At 32.2% G+C, this 16,287-nt stretch carries 10 protein-coding genes and 2 tRNA genes; 10 read left to right on the top strand and 2 right to left on the bottom strand.

Features of this window, described 5'->3' with window-relative positions; translation table 11 throughout:
* The first annotated feature begins 225 nt into the window (after nucleotides 1-225).
* The 3 genes from FVE75_RS07145 (at nucleotide 226) to FVE75_RS07135 (ending at nucleotide 4,306) form a co-directional block, all read left to right on the top strand.
* Nucleotides 226-1,140, top strand: coding sequence for a LysR family transcriptional regulator (locus FVE75_RS07145; RefSeq protein ID WP_147005868.1), 915 nt, complete (start codon nucleotides 226-228; stop codon nucleotides 1,138-1,140).
* A gap of 122 nt (nucleotides 1,141-1,262) precedes the next feature.
* Complete coding sequence (locus tag FVE75_RS07140; protein ID WP_147005867.1) at nucleotides 1,263-2,408, top strand: 5-methyltetrahydropteroyltriglutamate--homocysteine S-methyltransferase; 1,146 nt, start codon at nucleotides 1,263-1,265, stop codon at nucleotides 2,406-2,408.
* Nucleotides 2,409-2,701: 293 nt separating this feature from the next.
* Nucleotides 2,702-4,306 carry a PAS domain-containing protein gene (locus tag FVE75_RS07135; protein WP_147005866.1) on the top strand — a complete coding sequence of 535 codons (1,605 nt, stop codon included), beginning with the start codon at nucleotides 2,702-2,704 and terminating at the stop codon, nucleotides 4,304-4,306.
* A gap of 193 nt (nucleotides 4,307-4,499) precedes the next feature.
* On the opposite strand, the gene FVE75_RS07130 is transcribed toward FVE75_RS07135, so the two are convergent.
* Together FVE75_RS07130 and FVE75_RS07125 are read right to left on the bottom strand one after the other, a co-directional pair.
* Nucleotides 4,500-4,584: transfer RNA gene (locus FVE75_RS07130), tRNA-Leu, on the bottom strand.
* A gap of 31 nt (nucleotides 4,585-4,615) precedes the next feature.
* A tRNA-Leu gene (locus FVE75_RS07125) sits at nucleotides 4,616-4,701 on the bottom strand.
* Nucleotides 4,702-4,852: 151 nt separating this feature from the next.
* Here FVE75_RS07125 and FVE75_RS07120 point away from each other — a divergent pair.
* From FVE75_RS07120 to FVE75_RS07090, 7 genes are all read left to right on the top strand, one after another.
* Nucleotides 4,853-5,845, top strand: coding sequence for an ABC transporter ATP-binding protein (locus FVE75_RS07120; RefSeq protein WP_147005865.1), 993 nt, complete (start codon nucleotides 4,853-4,855; stop codon nucleotides 5,843-5,845).
* Nucleotides 5,846-6,323: 478 nt separating this feature from the next.
* Entirely contained in the window at nucleotides 6,324-7,286 is a 963-nt protein-coding gene (locus tag FVE75_RS07115; protein WP_147005864.1) for an ATP-binding cassette domain-containing protein, read from the top strand.
* 3 nt (nucleotides 7,287-7,289) lie between these two features.
* A complete protein-coding gene (gene opp4B / locus FVE75_RS07110; RefSeq protein ID WP_147005863.1) occupies nucleotides 7,290-8,252 on the top strand; it encodes an oligopeptide ABC transporter permease in 963 nt (320 codons plus the stop codon).
* 11 nt (nucleotides 8,253-8,263) lie between these two features.
* Complete coding sequence (locus FVE75_RS07105; protein WP_147005862.1) at nucleotides 8,264-9,196, top strand: ABC transporter permease; 933 nt, start codon at nucleotides 8,264-8,266, stop codon at nucleotides 9,194-9,196.
* A gap of 19 nt (nucleotides 9,197-9,215) precedes the next feature.
* Nucleotides 9,216-10,997, top strand: coding sequence for an oligopeptide ABC transporter substrate-binding protein (locus FVE75_RS07100; protein WP_147005861.1), 1,782 nt, complete (start codon nucleotides 9,216-9,218; stop codon nucleotides 10,995-10,997).
* Between the two features lie 140 nt (nucleotides 10,998-11,137).
* Nucleotides 11,138-13,297 (top strand): AAA family ATPase, encoded by a 2,160-nt coding sequence (locus FVE75_RS07095; RefSeq protein WP_147005860.1) that lies wholly within the window; start codon nucleotides 11,138-11,140, stop codon nucleotides 13,295-13,297.
* A 305-nt stretch (nucleotides 13,298-13,602) separates the two neighbouring features.
* Nucleotides 13,603-16,068 carry a glycogen/starch/alpha-glucan phosphorylase gene (locus FVE75_RS07090; RefSeq protein ID WP_147005859.1) on the top strand — a complete coding sequence of 822 codons (2,466 nt, stop codon included), beginning with the start codon at nucleotides 13,603-13,605 and terminating at the stop codon, nucleotides 16,066-16,068.
* Nucleotides 16,069-16,287 lie beyond the last annotated feature (219 nt).

Raw genomic sequence — 16,287 nt, 5'->3', positions numbered from 1 at the left:
GAAAATTTTGAAAGAAAAATTTGATAAAAGTTAGTGGGGTATTTTTGGGGAAAAAGTAGAATTTAAATTTGAGAAGAAAACATATTTTTTTAAAATTATCTAATAAAAAATATATAAAAATAAAGTTTCTTGATAAAGAGTCGGCATCAAAGCTGGCTTTTTATTGTGTTAAAAAGTTAAAAAGATTTTTAAGTTGTAGAATAGAATTTGTTAAAAGGAGAAAAAATGACATTACAGCAACTAAAATATGTAGTAACAGTCGCTGAAAAAGGGACATTAAGTGATGCAGCAAAAGAGCTGTTTGTTTCACAGCCGGCATTAACAAAAGCAATAAAAGAGCTGGAAGATGAGATGAATATAACCATTTTTAACAGGACAAATAAAGGAGTAATTGTTTCACTTGAAGGAGATAGGTTTTTGGGATATGCTAGGCAAGTTTTGGAACAGACGGATTTATTGGAAGAAGAATATAAAAAAGGAAATAAGATAACTCGTAGGTTTTCGGTATCAACTCAGCATTACTCATTTGCGGTAAATGCTTTTGTAGATGTGATTAAGAAATTTGGAGAGAATAAGTATGATTTTACGCTTAGGGAAACACAGACTAATGAGATTATTGAGGATGTAAGCAAGAGAAAAAGTGAAATTGGAATTTTATACACTTCGGGAGCAAATAAAACTGTAATTGAGAAAATGATAAAAAGAAATAACTTGAAATTTATCGAGCTGTTTACTGCAAAGCCACATGTCTTTATTAGCTTTAATCATCCTTTAGCAAAAAAGGAAAGCATTAGTCTTGAAGATTTGAAGGAATATCCGTATTTGTCGTTTGAGCAAGGAGATTATAATTCTTTTTATTTTTCGGAGGAGATATTAAGTACACTTGACAGAGATAAAAATATAAAAGTGAGAGACAGGGCGACTTTGTTTAATTTGGCAGTTGGGCTTAATGGATACACGGTAAGTACCGGAATAATTAGTAAAGAACTAAATGGAGAAAATATTATTGCAAAACCGCTGGAAGTAGACGAATATATGAAAGTTGGAATTATAATGCAGAAAAATATTGAACTAAGTGTTTATGGGAAAGTTTATGTAGAGGCTTTGAAGGAGCATTTGAAATATAGAGAAATTCCATAAGATTAAAGAATATTGATATAAATAAAAGTTATAATAAACTAAAAAATAAATGTATTTTACAGAAAGCACATATTTGTATATAATAACTTCATAAAATAATAACAAATAAGGGAGTTGATAATATGTGTACAATAAATGCACCTCATAGACACGATACTGTAGGAAGTTTTTTGAGAACTGAGAAACTGAAGAAAGCTAGAAATGATTTTGAAAAGGGAAAAATTGATAAAAAAGAATTGGAAAAAGTTGAGGATGAAGAAATTAGAAAAATTGTGGATAAGCAAATTGAATTAGGATATACAAGTGTTACAGATGGGGAATTTAGACGTAGTTACTGGCATTTGGACTTTTTCTGGGGATTCAATGGAATTGGGCATATTCATGCTGATAAAGGGTATGAATTTAATGGTGTTGTTACCCGTGATGATACTGCGATTGTTACTGGAAAAATTAGTGGGGAAAATCATCCGTTTGTGAAACATTATACATTTTTGCGAGATTTAGTAAAAGATAAAAAAGGTGTGGAAGCTAGATTTACGATACCTGCTCCAGCACAATTTTATGCAGAATTAGTAAGGGAAGATAAGCATGTGGCGGCACTTCTTAAAGCTTACCCTGATTTTATAGGATTGGAAGACGATATTGTCAGTGCCTACAAAACTGTTATAAATGACTTGTATAACGAAGGACTTAGAACTTTGCAAATTGATGACTGTACTTGGGGTTGTCTTGTAGACGATGACTTTATTGTTTCATTTATTGAAAAAAGTGATAGGGATAAAGAAATTATCAGACAAGAATTTGCAGAAAAATTTCTAAATATAAACAACAGGGTATTTCAAAATAATCCAGAAGATTTGGTAATTAATACGCATGTTTGTCGTGGAAATTATGCTTCTACCTGGTTTGGGAAAGGCGGATACGATAAAATTGCAGATGAGCTTTTTGGGAAAGAAGATGTAAACGCCTATTATTTGGAATTTGATACAGAAAGAGCGGGTACTTTTGAATCCCTTGCAAAGCTTTCTGGAGATAAAAAGGTTGTTTTGGGATTAATAACTTCTAAAAATCCGACATTAGAGGAAAAGGAAAGTGTAATTGCACGTATAAAAGAGGCTTCAAAATATGTGCCGCTCGACAGGCTTTATTTGAGTCCACAGTGTGGATTTGCTTCAACAGAGGAAGGAAATAGGCTTACAGAAGAGGAGCAATGGGCAAAACTTAGATTTATTAAGGAAATTGCAGATGAAGTATGGGGAGAAAGTTAATAATAATTTGATTTATATTTGTAAAAGTGTGTTGTTTATCACACTTTTTTTTATGAAAATATGTTAAAATAGGTTTGAGAATCAAAATATAATTGGATTTTTTTTACATCAAATTAACAAAATTAAATATTTCTAAGAGTTGAGAAAAACATCTATAATTTAAAAATTTGGCATAAAATGTTACTAGTGTATATTATTTAAACGATAAAATTATATAAAATTTGGTTTTAAAATTTTATCAAAGAAGTTTTATTTGGTTGAAAAAAGATTATAAAAAATAGAAGGTGGTTATTATGGAACAGGATATGAAGAATTATCTAAAATTAGATCTTGAGAAATTTGAGAAAATGACTCAAATAAAAAAAGATTATATTGAAGGAAAGACTGACTTTGAGACTACTAAAAAATTAATAAAAGAGAATTTTGACAAGATGACAGCAAGCGAATTTGCTTATTCAGAGCAAAAAATTAAAGAACTTGGATTTGATGATAATACGGTTCATGATAAGATGAATGATGTTTTAGGACTTTTTGAGGATATTATTGTAAAGGATGAATTTGACTTGCCTGAGGGACATCCAATAAATACGTATATTTTGGAAAATGAAGCGGCTAGAAAGCTGATTGCGGAAATGAAAGAAGAGTTTGGGAAAAAGTTTATAAAGAACAGATGGCTTGAACTTTATGAAAAATTATCTCAATTTAATCCTACCCATCTTGCAAGAAAACAGCATCAATTATTTTCAATATTAGAGAAAAAAGGGTTTGACCGTCCATCAAGAATAATGTGGAGCTTTGATAACAACGTGAGAGATAGCATAAGTGAAGCGTATAAATTGCTTGAAAATGATAAAATTGAAGAATTTTTGGAAAAACAGGAAAATGTATGGGAATTGACACTTGATATTATGCATAAGGAAGAAGAAGTGCTTTTTCCAACTTCAATGAAAATGATTAGTGAAGAAGAATTTAAGCAAATGCGTGCTGGAGATGATGAAATTGGATATTTCCTAATTGATAAACCAACTGGATTTTATCCTGAAAATATAGAAAAACAAGATGACAATAGTAACCAGTCTGTAAAAGAGAAAACTGTAAAATTAGAAACTAATGTTCAGAATAATCAAAATGCTGGAAACTTTATGAATGACCTTGCAAGTCTTATCGCAAAATATAATATGGGAAGTGAAAATAAAGAAAATGAAGTTTTTGATGTGAAGCAGGGGAAATTGACACTTGAACAGATTAATCTTATTTTTCAGCATATGCCTGTAGACTTGTCTTTTGTGGATGAAAATGAAATTATGAAGTTCTATACGGACACTAAACATAGAGTTTTCCCAAGAAGTGCAGGAGTTATAGGGCGTGATGTTAAAAACTGCCATCCAAGAGAAAGCGTCAGTTCCGTACTCGAAATAATAGACGCTTTTAGAAAGGGGGAGCAGGACGAGATTGACTTCTGGCTAGAAATGCGTGGAAAATTCATTTATATTTATTATGTGGCTGTAAGAGATGAAAATGGAGTGTTTAAAGGTGTTCTGGAAATGATGCAGGATGTTACTAGAATTAGAAGTCTTACAGGAGAAAGAAGGCTTGTAACATGGGAAAATAAAGGTAAAGATGAGAAAAAAGAAGAAATAGGAGAAGTATTTACAAGCAAGTATAATTTGACTGGAAAAACTGTAATAGGGGATATTGTTAAAAAATATCCTTATATTAGGGAATATATGCCATTAATTTCTCCAGAATACAAAAAACTTTTAGATCCTATTCAGTATATGATGATGTCTAAAATAGCGACTCTTCAAATGATTGCAATGCGAGGAGAATTGGAAGTTGATTATTTGATTATGATGATTGAGGCTAAAATTGATGAAGAAGAAAATAAAAATAAATAAGTTTTGAAAACTATGAAATATAAAAAAAGAAAAGTATCTTTTTGATAAAAATCAATTAGATGCTTTTTTTGTGAACGAAAAAATTGTAAGTAATTATTGAATAATAATTAAATTAATTTTGAATAAGTTCAAATAAATTTTTGAATAATTGAAAAGAATAGATTCTTGATATTGAAAAAAGTAATAAAATTGATGGTGCGAGCAACGGGAGTCGAACCCGTACGGCTACTGCCACTACCCTCTGAAAATAGCATGTCTACCAATTCCATCACGCTCGCTAAATAAAATTGGATGTCTAAAATTAAATAATGGTGCGAATGATGGGACTTGAACCCATACGGCTAAGAGCCACTACCCCCTCAAGATAGCGTGTCTACCAATTCCACCACACTCGCATTTTTAATAAATTATACCTGGAAAATTTGAAATTGTCAATTAACAAGGTAATAAAAATTTTAAAAAATAAGAGTAAAAAGTTAAAAATTATGCTACAATACCTGTATAAAAAAATAAATTTTTAACAAAGAACTTTTAGAGGAGAAAAGTATGGAGCAAACTGAAACATTGATAAAAATTAATAATCTTGTTACGAGTTTTCGGATAAAAGATGAATATTTTCCCGCTGTGGATAATATTTCGCTGGAACTTAGAAGAAATGAGATACTTGCGATAGTGGGGGAGTCAGGCTGTGGAAAAAGTACGCTTGCAACTTCTATTATTGGACTGCATAATCCGATTAACACAAAAGTGACAGGGGAAATCAATTTTGAAGGGAAAAATTTGGTAGAAATTGATGAAGAAGAATACAATAAAATTAGAGGAAATAAAATTGGGATGATATTCCAGGATCCTTTATCAGCTTTAAATCCACTTATGAGAATAGGAGAACAAATTGAGGAGGGAATGATTTATCATACAAAATTGTCCAAAACCGAAAGAGAAGCTAGAATGCTCGAATTACTAGAGAATGTAGGAATAAAAAATCCAAAACGTGTAGCAAGGCAATTTCCGCACGAATTATCTGGAGGAATGCGTCAAAGAGTAATGATCGCAATAGCACTTTCCTGCAAGCCTGAAATTATTATAGCCGATGAGCCGACAACAGCATTGGACGTTACAATACAGGCACAAATACTGGATTTATTAAAAACTTTGCAAAGTGAAATAAACGCTGGGATTATACTGATTACACATGATTTGGGCGTTGTTGCTGAAATGGCGGACAGAGTGGCAGTAATGTATGCTGGAGAAATTGTAGAAATCGCAAACGTAAATGATTTGTTCAATAATCCAAAACATCCTTACACAAGATCTCTGCTAAATTCAATCCCGCAACTTGACACAGAAACTGAAAAATTACACGTAATTCAAGGAATTGTTCCGTCACTAACAAAATTAGAGAGAACAGGATGTCGTTTTTCTCAAAGAATTCCGTGGATAAAGGAAAGTGAACACGAAAAAAATCCAACATTGCATGAAGTGGAAAAAGAGCATTTTGTAAGATGTACTTGCTGGAAAAATTTTCATTTTGAAAAATAAATCAATCTATTGGAAAGATTAATTTATATTTTCATCTCTTAAATAGTAAATTTAGTATAAAATTTTTCAACAAATAATAAATCGATGGAGCTTTTATTTGTTCAACTACGACTGTTTGACGACTATAAGGAGGAGTTTCGGAGTTGGGCAAATAAAAGTCGTAGTCTAGCCATAGGTGCAGGATTTGCGGCAATGAGCAATCCTGCGAAAAAAGAAAAAAACATATTAAAAATAGTAAGAACTATTATTAAACAAAGTAATTTAAAACTAAATCCCATTAGAAAATAGAAACTATGCTAAAATAACTATTATTATGAAATAAAGGGAAATGGTGATTGATTTCCCTTTCTTTATAAAAATAAAAATTATAGATAAAATAATTATTAATTAAAATAAATTAAAATCAAAATGAAAAATTATAATTTTAGTTTAGAATTTGAGTTATTGAATATTTTGGAAGGAAGGAATAAATAAAAATATGAATTTTATTGAAGTGAAAGACTTGAAGGTTCATTATCCTATTCGTGGGGGCTTTTTCAATAAGGTAATTGACCATGTGTATGCTGTGGATGGTGTCAGTTTGACCATTGAAGAAGGGAAGACTTATGGACTTGTGGGGGAGTCGGGGTCTGGAAAGTCTACGATTGGGAAAGCGATAATTGGGCTTGAGAAGATAAAAAGTGGAAAGATTATTTATGAAGGTAAGGAAATTGATAGGAAGTTTCGGAATAGAAGAAGTGAATACAATAGAAATGTGCAGATGATTTTTCAAGATTCGCTGTCTAGCTTAAACCCTAAGAAGAGAGTGATTGACTTGATTTCTGAGCCTTTGAGAAATTTTGAGAATTTGACTTCAGATGAGGAAAAGAAGAAAGTGTCAGAACTGCTGGAAATTGTAGGGATCAATAGAGAAGATATTTACAAATATCCACATGAATTTTCTGGTGGACAGAGACAGAGGCTGGGAATTGCACGAGCTGTTGCTACAAAGCCTAAATTGATTATAGCAGATGAGCCTGTGTCGGCACTTGATTTATCGGTTCAGGCACAAGTTTTGAATTATATGAAGGATATTCAGGAGCAGTTTGGGCTAAGTTATCTTTTTATTTCTCACGATTTGGGAGTTGTAAAGCATATGTGCGATTATATGTTTATAATGTATCGTGGAAGATTTTTGGAAACTGGGACAAAAAATGATATTTATAAAAATCCTGAACATTTTTACACAAAACGTCTAATTGCTGCAATTCCGGAAGTACATCCTGAAAAAAGGTTGGAGAATAAAAAAAGACGATTAGAAATTGAAAAGGAATATTTGAAAAATGAAAAAAAATATTATGATGAAAATGGGCGTGTCTTTGATTTAAAAAAAATAACAGATACCCATTTTGTCGCTATTAAAGATGAAATAATTCAAAATAACGGAAAAGGGGGAAAATAATCAATGTCGAAAACAGTTTTACGAAGAATTCTGGTTATGATACCGCAACTATTTATACTTAGCCTATTAATCTTCATTTTGGCAAAACTTATGCAGGGAGATCCGTTTACTGGGCTGATTACACCACAGACCGATCCTGCGGCACTTGAAGAGTTACGAAGAAAGGCAGGATTGCTAGATCCTTGGCATATTCAGTATGTAAGATGGCTAAAAAATGCCGTTTCTGGAAATTTGGGAATGAGCTACACTTATAATGTTCCTGTAAAGACGCTTATTGGGGAACGTGCAGTAAACACATTTATTTTGTCATTGCTTAGCCTTATTTTGACATATTGTATTGCAATACCGCTTGGAATACTTGCTGGACGTTATCAGAACTCATTCCTTGATAAATTTGTCACATTTTATAATTATGTGAGCTATGCGATTCCGACTTTTGTGCTTTCGCTTATAATGATTTGGTTTTTTGGATATACGCTTGGATGGTTTCCGACAACTGGATCGGTGACGGCTGGACTTAGTACTGGCACTTTTGGACATATTTTGGACAGGATTTATCACATCATATTGCCTGCAATTACGTATGCATTGCTGGGAACAACTTGGATTGTGCAGTATTTGAGAAATGAAGTAATTGACGCTAAGAATTTGGATTATGTGAAAACGGCAAAAAGTAAGGGGGTACCTGAAAATAAAGTTTATTCAAGACATATTTTTAGAAATTCAATTTTACCAATTGCAGCGTTTTTTGGATATTCGATAACAGGACTTCTAGGGGGTTCGATTTTTATTGAAAAAATATTCAGTTATCCTGGAATGGGAGGACTGTTTGTAAATTCAATTATAACACGGGATTACAGCGTTGTTACAGCATTAATACTGCTGTTTGGATTTTTAACATTGCTTGGAAGTTTACTTTCAGATATTATTCTTAGCATTGTTGATCCTAGAATTAGAATAGAGTAGGTGGTGAAAAAATGTCTAATAATGAAATTTTAAAGAAAAATAATGAAAAAGCAGAAAATTTTGATGAAATTAAGAAAAGCAGCAAGCCGACTGGAATTAGTGTTATTGTAAGAGAGATTTTAAAAGATAAATTGGCACTTGCTTCGCTTATTATTCTTGTAATTCTTTTTGGAATAATTTTTATTGGATCGCTTTTTGCAAATCAGGAGGAAATTATGAAAATAAGCCTTCTAGATAAATATGCCATTCCTATGAAAGAGGGATTTTGGCTAGGTTCTGATTCTGGTGGGCGTTCAATATTAGGACAGTTGATACTAGGTGCTAGAAACTCGATTATTATTGGTTTTACAATAACAATTTTAACATCAGGAATTGGAATATTTTTTGGACTTATTGCAGGATATTATGGGAAATGGGTGGATAATGTGATTATGAGAATTATTGACTTTATTACAATTTTGCCTACGCTTATGATAATTATTGTGTTTGTTACTATTGTTCCAAAGTATACGATAGCAACTTTTGTGCTGATAATGAGTGCGTTTTACTGGGTTGGAGTAGCAAGACTGATTAGAAGTAAGGCACTTGCAGAAAGCCAGAAAGATTATATTTTGGCTTCAAAGACTATGGGAACAAAGGATTTTACGATAATTTTCAGGGAAATATTGCCTAACTTGAGTTCAATTATAATTGTGGAATTGACATTAGGATTTGCTGGAAATATTGGAATTGAAACAGGGCTTAGTTTTCTTGGCTTTGGATTACCGCTTTCTACTCCGAGTCTTGGGACTTTGGTTGGTTATGCAGCAGATCCAGAAGTATTGTCAACAAAATTATGGATTTGGCTTCCAGCATCAATATTAATTTTAATTATGATGCTATGTATTAATTATGTCGGACAGGCTTTAAACAGGGCAGCTGACGCAAAACAGAGAAGAGGATAAAATAAAAAAGGAGAACAGTATGAAAAAATGGAAATTAATAATCACGTTTCTTGTATTGATATTCATAGTTTCATGTAGTCCTGGTAAGAAGAGAAGTGAAATGCCAGGTGCAAAACTAAATTTATCACTATTTCCAGAAAAAACATCAAACAATGAGCCTGCAGTGCAAGGCGGAACTTTGCAAGTGGCGATAGTAAAGGATAATCCATTAGTTGGAGTCTTTAATGAGACATTCTATTCAGATGGTTATGATGGTGAGATTATTTCAATGTTTTTAAGCTCGGGTATATTTGAAGTGGATGAAAATTTTGAAATAACAGACAAAGGACCTGCAACTCTTACAGTTGATGCAAAAAATAAAAAAGTTACATTAAAAATAAAAGATGGTATAAAATGGTCTGACGGACAGCCTCTAACTGCTGATGATATCATTTTACCTTATGAAATTGTAGGGCATAAAGATTATACAGGGGTGCGATATACTGAAGAAAGTCAAAAAATTGTTGGAATGAAGGAATATCACGATGGAAAAGCCCCAAATATTTCAGGTATAAAAAAAATAGATGATAAAACAGTGGAAATTTCTTTTTTACAATTAGGACAAAGCATTTATACAGTTGCAAACGGGCTAGTTGGAAATGCACTGCCAAAACACTATTTAAAAGAAATTCCAATAAAAGAATTGATTTCATCGGATAAAATTAGAATGAAACCAGTAACATTGGGGCCGTATAATTTAACAAAAGTTTCACGTGGAGAAAGTTTAGAATTTACAGCAAATCCTTATTATTATAAAGGGAAGCCAAAAATTGAAAAGGCAATAGTGCAAGTTGTAAATTCACAATCTATAGTGGCGGCATTAAAAGCTGGGAAATATGATTTTGTAATGAGCATGCCTGATTCTCTTTACAATAACTACAAAGATTTTAAAAATATAGAAACATTAGGACAGCAGGATTTATATTATTCGTATTTGGCCTTTAAACTGGGGCATTATGACAAGTCTAAAGGGGAAAATGTGACAGATCCAAATGTCAAGATGTCGGATTTAAGATTACGTCAAGCTCTTGTGCATGCGATAAATGTTGAGGAAATAGCACAGGCATTTTATTTTGGGTTAAGGCAGGAAGCGACTTCAGCAATTCCTCCTGTTTTCAAGAAATATTTTCCAAAGGATTTGAAAGGTTATCCGTATAATCCTGAAAAAGCAAAACAGTTGCTGGATGAAGCTGGATACAAGGATGTAAATGGAGATGGAATCCGTGAAGATAAAAATGGAAAGCCTTTTGAAATAAAGATGGCATTTATGGCAGGAGGCGATGTGGCAGAACCACTTGCTCAAAACTATATTCAAAGCTGGAAAAAAATAGGGATAAAAGCAGTTCTTACATCGGGAAGATTGCTAGCTTTTCAGAATTTTTACGAAAAAGTGCAGGGAGATTCTAAAGATATAGATGTATTTTTTGGAGCTTGGGGAGTTGGAACAAGTCTAGATCCAACTGGTTCAGCAGGAAGAAAATCCCAGCTTAACTTTTCTCGTTTTGTATCGGAGGAAAATGACAGATTAATAGATGAAATTTTAGGAGAAAAATCATTAACAGTTCCAAATTATAAAGTGGAAGCATACAAAAACTGGCAAAAATACTACATTGGACAAGCAGCAGAAGTTCCGTTGATGTACAGATATAAACTTTATCCAGTAAATAAAAGGCTAAAAAATGTTTACATTGGATACGATTCATCCAAAAGAGATGAAGGAATTCACAAATGGGAATTGACAGCGGTTGCTCCAATGAGATAGATTTTTGAATTTTATAATAAAATTATTAGAAACCTCATAATTATGGTTTTAGTTCTTGACTTACATAATAATTAAGAGTAAACTTAAAGCAACAAGCAATAAAATTGTTTAAAATTTATAAAAAAGTGAGGTAGTAATTTATGAGTAGAGATTTTAACAGTATGGATGATCTTTTTAATCAGTTAATGGGAGGAATGAGAGGTTTTAATTCTGAAAATCGCCGTTATCTGATAAACGGAAGAGAAGTTACACCTGAAGAATTTGCACAATATCGTGCAACGGGACAATTACCAATAAATAATGAAATGCAGACTCAAGCATCTCAAGGGCAAAATGTTAAACAAGATGGAATTCTTGCAAAACTTGGACGTAATCTTACACAGGAAGCTCGTGATGGAAAACTAGATCCAGTTATAGGACGTAACAAGGAAATTCAGGAAACCTCAGAAATTCTTTCACGTCGTACAAAAAATAATCCAGTTCTTGTAGGTGATGCAGGTGTTGGGAAAACAGCTGTTGTAGAAGGACTAGCTCAAGCCATTGTAAATGGGGATGTTCCTGCCGCTATTAAAAATAAGGAAATTATTTCAATTGATATTTCGGGACTTGAAGCAGGTACACAGTATCGTGGAAGTTTTGAGGAAAATATTCAGAATCTTTTGAAGGAAGTAAAGGAACTTGGAAATGTTATACTTTTCTTTGATGAAATTCATCAGATTTTAGGTGCAGGAAATACTGGAGATGGTGGTTCTAAAGGGCTTGCCGACATTTTAAAACCTGCTCTTTCACGTGGGGAACTGACAGTTATTGGAGCAACTACTCAAGATGAATACCGTAATACAATATTAAAAAATGCCGCACTTGCACGTCGTTTCAATGAAGTGAAAGTAAATGCTCCATCAGCGGAAGATACTTATAAAATACTTCAAGGAATTCGTAATTTATATGAAAAACATCACAATGTAATTTTGCCTGATAATGTTTTAAAAGCAGCAGTTGATTTCTCAATACAATATATTCCACAACGTAGCTTGCCAGATAAAGCAATTGATTTAATTGATGTGACGGCAGCACATTTGGCCGCTCAACATCCTGTAACTGATGTTCATGCAGTAGAACATCAAATTGAAGAACAGAAAGCAAAACAAGCTGAGGCAGTAAAATCTGAAGATTATGAAGCTGCACTTAATGCAAAAAATCGTATTGAGGAATTAGAAAATAAAATAAAAAATCATACTGAAGATATGAAAGTTACAGCAACAATAAATGATGTGGCTGAATCTGTAGAAAGAATGACAGGAATTCCTGTCTCTCAAATGGGGGCAAGTGATATTGAACGTCTAAAAGGAATGAATGAACGTCTAAAAGCAAAAGTTATCGGTCAGGATAAAGCAGTTGAAGCAGTTGCACGTGCAATTCGTCGTAAACGTGCAGGATTTGATGAAGGTAACCGTCCAATTGGAAGTTTTCTTTTTGTAGGTCCTACAGGTGTTGGGAAAACTGAACTTGCAAAACAACTAGCACTCGATATGTTTGGAACTAAGGATGCTATTATTAGATTAGATATGTCAGAATATTCTGATAGAACTGCAGTTTCGAAACTTATTGGAACAACAGCTGGATATGTTGGATATGATGACAATAATAATACTTTGACTGAAAGAGTACGTCGTAATCCTTATTCAATTATTCTTTTGGATGAAATTGAAAAAGCTGATCCGCAAGTTATAACGCTTCTTTTACAAGTATTAGATGATGGACGTTTAACTGATGGACAGGGAAATACTGTAAATTTTAAAAATACTGTAATTATAGCTACTTCAAATGCTGGATTTGGATATGAAAAAGGACTTGTTGAGAATGCAGACAAACAGGAAATTATAGAAAGATTGAAACCATACTTCCGTCCAGAATTTTTAAATCGGTTCAATGCTGTGATTGAATTTTCGCATCTTAATAAAAAAGACTTATCACAAATTGTTGATTTAATGCTTATTGAAGTAAATAAAACTCTTTCTAAAAAAGAAATTGACTTAGCTGTATCTGATGCGGCAAAAGAATTTTTAACAGAAGAAGGATATGATGAAGTTATGGGAGTACGTCCACTACGTCGTGTAATTGAACAGCAAATACGTGATAATGTGACTGATTTCCATCTTGAAAACCTTGATGCAAAACATCTTGTTGCTGATTTGGAAGATGGTATTTTGGTTATTAAGGAAAAATCAGAAACAGATAAGAAAACTGAAGAAAAAAAAGTGTCTAAAACTAAAAAATCTTCAAAAAAAGATACTGAATAGTTGATAATTTAAAGTTTAATACATAAGAAATAAAGACTCTAACTAAAATTACTTGGTTAGAGTTTTTTTGCAAGGAAAGCAAATTTATCTTTTTTTATTTAACATATTGTTTCTATAAGAAAGTTTTATTTTATAAGACTAAGTCAAAAAAGGCGATTTAACTGAACAATATTAAGAATAAAGTTTAGAATATTCATTATACAAAATTAAGATAACGGCTAAATGATATTAATTTTAGCAAAAGTATTGAAATAATGCTGAAAAAGTGGTAAAGTGAAGTGAAAATAAAATATTTAGGAGGAAATATGGAAATTGACAAATCTGGATTAAAGGACAGTATTCTTAGGGAACTGAGAAGGCAATATGGAAAAACTCTTGAAGAAGCTCATGAATTTGAGTTATATAATGCAATTTCAAAAGTAGCTTTGGATTACGCAATGGAAAAATGGTACAATACTAAAAAGACTTATGCTAAAAAACAGGTAAAGCAAACGTACTATTTTTCAGCAGAATTCCTAATGGGAAGATTTATGGGAAATAATCTGATTAATTTGCAAATTAATGACATTATCAAGGAAACATTGAATGAATTAGGCGTAGATATTAACAAAATTGAAGATCATGAGATGGATGCAGGACTTGGAAATGGAGGACTTGGAAGACTTGCAGCATGTTTTCTTGATTCACTTGCCACATTGGCATTGCCAGGACATGGATATGGACTTAGATACAAATATGGAATGTTTGAGCAAAAAATCGAAAATGGGTTCCAAATGGAATATCCAGATGACTGGACAAAATACGGAGATCCTTGGTCAATAAAAAGAATGGACAGAGTATTTGAAGTAAAATTTGGCGGACAAATTGAAGTTCATCGTGATGAATTTGGGAAAGAATACTTTAAACGAGTAAATACCGAAACAGTTCACGCCGTACCTTATGATGTGCCAGTTATTGGTTATGGAAATGATACTGTAAATACATTGAGATTATGGGAAGCAAGATCACCTGAAGGATTTGACTTAAAATTATTCAATGATCAAACTTATTTACAGGCTTCTGCAAAAGCAGTTCAAGCTGAAGATATTTCAAGAGTATTGTATCCAAATGATACTGAAAAAGATGGAAAACAATTAAGATTAAAACAGCAGTTCTTCTTTACATCAGCTTCATTACAGGATATTATCAGAAGATACAAATCAGTTTTTGGAAATGATTTTTCAAAATTTGCAGAAAAAGTCGCAATTCAGCTAAATGATACACATCCAGTTGTTGCAATTCCTGAATTAATGAGAATTTTCTTGGATAAAGAAAAATTAGGATGGGATGAATCTTGGAATATTTGTAAAAATGTATTTGCATACACAAACCATACAATTTTATCAGAAGCATTAGAAAAATGGGATATTTCACTATTTCAGCCATTACTTCCAAGAATTTATCAAATTATCGAGGAAATCAATAGAAGATTTGTTGCAGAGTTACAGCAAAAATATCCAGGAGATTGGGAAAGAATCAACAAAATGTCAATTATTGGAAATGGACAAGTTAGAATGGCATGGCTTGCCATCGTAGGATCGCACAAAGTAAACGGAGTTGCGGCATTGCATACAGAAATTCTTAAAAACAGTGAATTAAAAGAATGGAACGAATTGTATCCTGAAAAATTCCTAAACAAAACAAATGGAATTACTCAAAGAAGATGGCTATTAAAAGCAAATCCAGAATTAGCTGCATTAATTACAGAATTAATTGGAGACAAGTGGATTACAGACTTATATGAACTTAAAAAATTGGAGCAATACTTGGATGATGACAATGTTTTAAACAGAATTGCTGAAATTAAGCTACATAATAAGGAAAGATTGGCTAAATATATAAAAGATACTACAGGAATTGAAGTAAATCCTCATTCTATCTTTGATATTCAAGTTAAGAGATTGCACGAGTACAAAAGACAGCTTTTAAATGTACTTCATATTATGGACTTGTATAATAGATTAAAAGAAAATCCATATTTAGATATTGAACCAAGAACATTTATTTTTGGAGCAAAATCAGCTGCTGGATATAGACGTGCAAAAGGAATTATCAAATTAATCAATGCCGTTGCAGAAAAAGTAAATAACGACAGCGACATTAACGGAAAAATCAAAGTTGTATTCCTTGAAAACTACAGAGTTTCACTTGCAGAAAAAATATTCCCATCAGCAGATGTATCAGAACAAATTTCTACAGCAAGTAAAGAAGCATCTGGAACTGGTAATATGAAATTTATGCTAAACGGTGCATTAACTATCGGAACAATGGATGGAGCAAATGTTGAAATTGTTGAAGAAGTTGGATTTGACAATGCATTTATCTTTGGACTTTCTGCACAGGAAGTGGAAAATTATCAGGCACATGGAGGATATAATCCATTTGACGAATATAACAGCGTAGAAGGACTTAAAAAAGTTGTGGATCAGTTAGGTGATGGAACTTATGACGATAACCATACAGGAATCTTCAGAGAATTACAAAATTCACTATTATACGGAGTAGATGGCTCTCGTCCAGATGTATATTTCCTATTAAAAGATTTCGCATCATACAGAGAAGCTCAAGACAGGCTTCAAAATGCCTTCAAAGATAAAAGGGAATGGACTAGAAAAGCTCTTAAAAATATTGCAAACGCTGGTAAATTCAGTTCAGACAGAACAATTGCCGAATATGCAAAAGAAATTTGGAATATTGAGCCAGTTGAAGTTCATGACTATATAGAAGATTAATTTTATAGTAAAACTAGTTTAAAATAGAACTCAAAAATTATGACTATTTTACTCAAACTCTAAATTATATAATTTTTATTAGTTCAATTTTAAATGGGTTTGAGAATATATTATAAAGGGAATTGCTTTTTAATTAGAGGAATTCCCTTTTTGTATTAACTATTCTTGCTTTTTCCTTCTGATTTTAGTATAATTTATAATAAGTAAAATGAGTAAAAA

The sequence above is a fragment of the Leptotrichia hongkongensis genome (assembly GCF_007990635.1).
GTDB lineage: Bacteria > Fusobacteriota > Fusobacteriia > Fusobacteriales > Leptotrichiaceae > Leptotrichia > Leptotrichia hongkongensis.
The sequence above is the reverse complement of the archived record's forward strand: the minus strand, read 5'-3'. Positions and strand labels throughout refer to the sequence as shown.

Coding starts and splice junctions, on each gene's coding strand:
- FVE75_RS07095 (WP_147005860.1), top strand. CDS start 11,138: ATGAGTAGAGATTTTAACAGTATGGATGATCTTTTTAATCAGTTAATG.
- FVE75_RS07105 (WP_147005862.1), top strand. CDS start 8,264: ATGTCTAATAATGAAATTTTAAAGAAAAATAATGAAAAAGCAGAAAAT.
- FVE75_RS07100 (WP_147005861.1), top strand. CDS start 9,216: ATGAAAAAATGGAAATTAATAATCACGTTTCTTGTATTGATATTCATA.
- FVE75_RS07090 (WP_147005859.1), top strand. CDS start 13,603: ATGGAAATTGACAAATCTGGATTAAAGGACAGTATTCTTAGGGAACTG.
- FVE75_RS07120 (WP_147005865.1), top strand. CDS start 4,853: ATGGAGCAAACTGAAACATTGATAAAAATTAATAATCTTGTTACGAGT.
- FVE75_RS07140 (WP_147005867.1), top strand. CDS start 1,263: ATGTGTACAATAAATGCACCTCATAGACACGATACTGTAGGAAGTTTT.
- opp4B (WP_147005863.1), top strand. CDS start 7,290: ATGTCGAAAACAGTTTTACGAAGAATTCTGGTTATGATACCGCAACTA.
- FVE75_RS07115 (WP_147005864.1), top strand. CDS start 6,324: ATGAATTTTATTGAAGTGAAAGACTTGAAGGTTCATTATCCTATTCGT.
- FVE75_RS07145 (WP_147005868.1), top strand. CDS start 226: ATGACATTACAGCAACTAAAATATGTAGTAACAGTCGCTGAAAAAGGG.
- FVE75_RS07135 (WP_147005866.1), top strand. CDS start 2,702: ATGGAACAGGATATGAAGAATTATCTAAAATTAGATCTTGAGAAATTT.